4 protein-coding genes are annotated in these 2,312 nt (G+C 40.4%); 3 read left to right on the top strand and 1 reads right to left on the bottom strand.

The window, feature by feature from the left end; all coding sequences use genetic code 11:
• The first annotated feature begins 208 nt into the window (after positions 1-208).
• From A1019T_RS13100 to A1019T_RS13090, 3 genes are all read left to right on the top strand, one after another.
• Entirely contained in the window at positions 209-775 is a 567-nt protein-coding gene (locus A1019T_RS13100) for a plasmid replication DNA-binding protein (RefSeq protein ID WP_007395969.1), read from the top strand.
• Positions 776-907: 132 nt separating this feature from the next.
• The gene (locus A1019T_RS13095; RefSeq protein ID WP_007395970.1) at positions 908-1,255 is read left to right on the top strand and encodes a type II toxin-antitoxin system RelE/ParE family toxin; all 348 of its coding nucleotides are present in this window, start codon (positions 908-910) and stop codon (positions 1,253-1,255) included.
• Position 1,256: 1 nt separating this feature from the next.
• The gene (locus A1019T_RS13090; RefSeq protein WP_011954794.1) at positions 1,257-1,559 is read left to right on the top strand and encodes a helix-turn-helix domain-containing protein; all 303 of its coding nucleotides are present in this window, start codon (positions 1,257-1,259) and stop codon (positions 1,557-1,559) included.
• 14 nt (positions 1,560-1,573) lie between these two features.
• Here A1019T_RS13090 and A1019T_RS13085 read toward each other — a convergent pair whose 3' ends face one another.
• A complete protein-coding gene (locus A1019T_RS13085) occupies positions 1,574-2,206 on the bottom strand; it encodes a recombinase family protein (RefSeq protein ID WP_007395972.1) in 633 nt (210 codons plus the stop codon).
• Positions 2,207-2,312: the final 106 nt, after the last annotated feature.

Below are 2,312 nucleotides of genomic sequence, written 5' to 3'. Positions count from 1 at the left end.
GGATATGAGCTATTCCATTTTTAGTTTAGGCTAAACCTAAATTTATGCCCCTTTATTAGAGGCTATAACAAAGTATAAGGATGTTAATTGAACCCTTTTTAGGTAGTTTTAGTATATGGCTTTCGGTGAAATTGGACAACCATCTAGAACAACTATGATACTGTACTAGGTATACATCAGAGGACATCATTGAACAAAGAGAGGCTATGTGAACATATCAGTATCAGAAGCATCAAAAAGATGGGGTGTATCAAGGACCACAATCTACAAAAAGATAGATGATGGCGAGCTTTCAAGAAATTCAGACAAGAAAATAGATACTACTGAAATGTTACGGGTGTTTGGAAGCCCACCAAGCACTGAACGTACTGAACAAAATGAAAATAATGTTCACTGGACGCCAGTGAACATTGAAGCTGAACAGGAAAACGTTCAGCTAAAACATCAACTGGAGATGGAAAAACTAAAAAACGTCCACCTGCAGCAGCAGGTGGATCATCACAAGCAGTTGGTTGAAAATTACCAAAAGCAAATTGATCAGTTAAGTAAGAGCTTGGACAAAGCGAATGCCAGTATTCAGGACTTTGCACAGACCAAGCTATTAGAGATGAAAAGTAACTTATCAGTATCAAGTATCTCTCAAGACGAAAACAATCCCAAGGACAATCATGAAGACAGTGAAATAGTAAGTTCTGAGTCAAATTCAAAACCTGCTACTAATCAAGAAGCTATCAACACTAAGGGCAAGAAAAGATGGTGGAGCTTGTCTTTGTAAATACTCTCATGGAGAGTTAGTTTTTAACGAGCAACACCTTTAGTAGCTTGTTAAAGAGTAGCCAAGTAACGTAGTTGTCATGAGCATCGATTAGGAGTAGTATATAGACTATAATCTATATTATGGTTTTATATGTGGACTGTCATCACAACCGATCTATTCAATGATTGGCTTTATCAGCAAGATCAATCGACACAAGAGAAGGTGCTTGCCGCTTTAGTGGTTTTACAGCAGCAAGGCCCGAGCCTAGGGCGCCCTTTAGTGGACACTGTGTATGACTCAAAGTTTACCAACATGAAAGAGCTTCGGGTCCAGCATCGAGGTAAACCATTGAGAGCCTTTTTCGCATTTGATCCAAAAAGGCAAGCGATTGTACTTTGTATCGGTGATAAGAGTAATAACAAGCGCTTTTATAGAGAAATGCTAGCCACAGCCGATCAGCAGTATGAGTGTCACCTTAAAACCTTGGGGGGTTTATAACATGACTAAGACATTACAAGAGCTATTAGCAGAGCGCTCTTTAGACAGCCAGGCGCGTATTCAGCAACTGGCCGAGCAGCTATTTTTGGAAAACCAACTCTACCGCATCCGAGAGGAGCTTGAAATCTCTCAAAAAGAACTTGCTCAAACTTTGGGTATTAAGCAGCCTTCACTATCTGCTATAGAAAACCGTGGCAATGACCTTAAAATCTCAACCATGAAAAAATATGTTGAAGCCATGGGTGGTAAGCTTCGTATTGATGTGGAGCTGCCAACGGGGAAGCATATTGGCTTTACTGTATAAATATATTCGTCAGGTTATATAGAGGAAGATATTGGTTTTGATGCCTTTGAAACCTCAGCAATCAATTGTCTTGAACACTTCACAGTCTGTTGAATATCAGAGTAGCTGTGGCCTGATTTTAGAAGACTGGCAATAATTTTACGCTTTTCCATGTCCTTGCCCCGCCCTTTATATTTACCTTGAGCTTTAGCGCGTGCAATACCTTGCATTTGACGGTTACGTCTATCCTCATAATCCTTTCTGGCAATGGCCGCTAACATATCAAGTAGCATGTCATTTATAGCGCGCAGTACGCTTTCCATGAACTCGGAGCTATTACCTTGCTGCAATGCCATATATGACGTGGGCAACTCCTTAGACACTACCGAAAGACGTTTGGCTGATAGTTTTCTCTTTAAGGTATCCCAGTCAGCTTGATTTAAACGTGCCAAACGGTCTATCTGTTCAACTAAGATCACATCTCCATCAGAAGCATCATCAATGAGCTGCATGAGTTGTGGACGTTCTAGCTTCGCTCCTGACTCGTTCTCAGTATAGAACGCTGCTATTTTATGGCCATACTCTCTAGCAAAAGCAATAAGTTCATCTTTAGCACGATTGGCGTCTTGCTCTTTGGTTGAGGCACGAAGGTAGGCTCTAATAAACATAAACACCCAAAATAGTCTGTTATAAGTGGTTCTATTATACCAGTCTATTTTAGGTGGTCTATTAATATTTTATAAGGCGTTTTTAGGTGGTTCCGCTAGGGTATAC

It is taken from the genome of Psychrobacter piechaudii, from assembly GCF_900162825.1.
In the GTDB taxonomy this organism is placed as follows: Bacteria; Pseudomonadota; Gammaproteobacteria; order Pseudomonadales; family Moraxellaceae; genus Psychrobacter; species Psychrobacter piechaudii.
Note: the sequence above shows the minus strand (reverse complement) of the source record. Positions and strands in the feature narration are given on the sequence as shown.

Bases quoted from the DNA above. Each gene is read 5' to 3' on its own strand.
- A1019T_RS13095 (WP_007395970.1), top strand. From the start codon at position 908: ATGTGGACTGTCATCACAACCGATCTATTCAATGATTGGCTTTATCAG.
- A1019T_RS13090 (WP_011954794.1), top strand. From the start codon at position 1,257: ATGACTAAGACATTACAAGAGCTATTAGCAGAGCGCTCTTTAGACAGC.
- A1019T_RS13085 (WP_007395972.1), bottom strand. From the start codon at position 2,206: ATGTTTATTAGAGCCTACCTTCGTGCCTCAACCAAAGAGCAAGACGCC.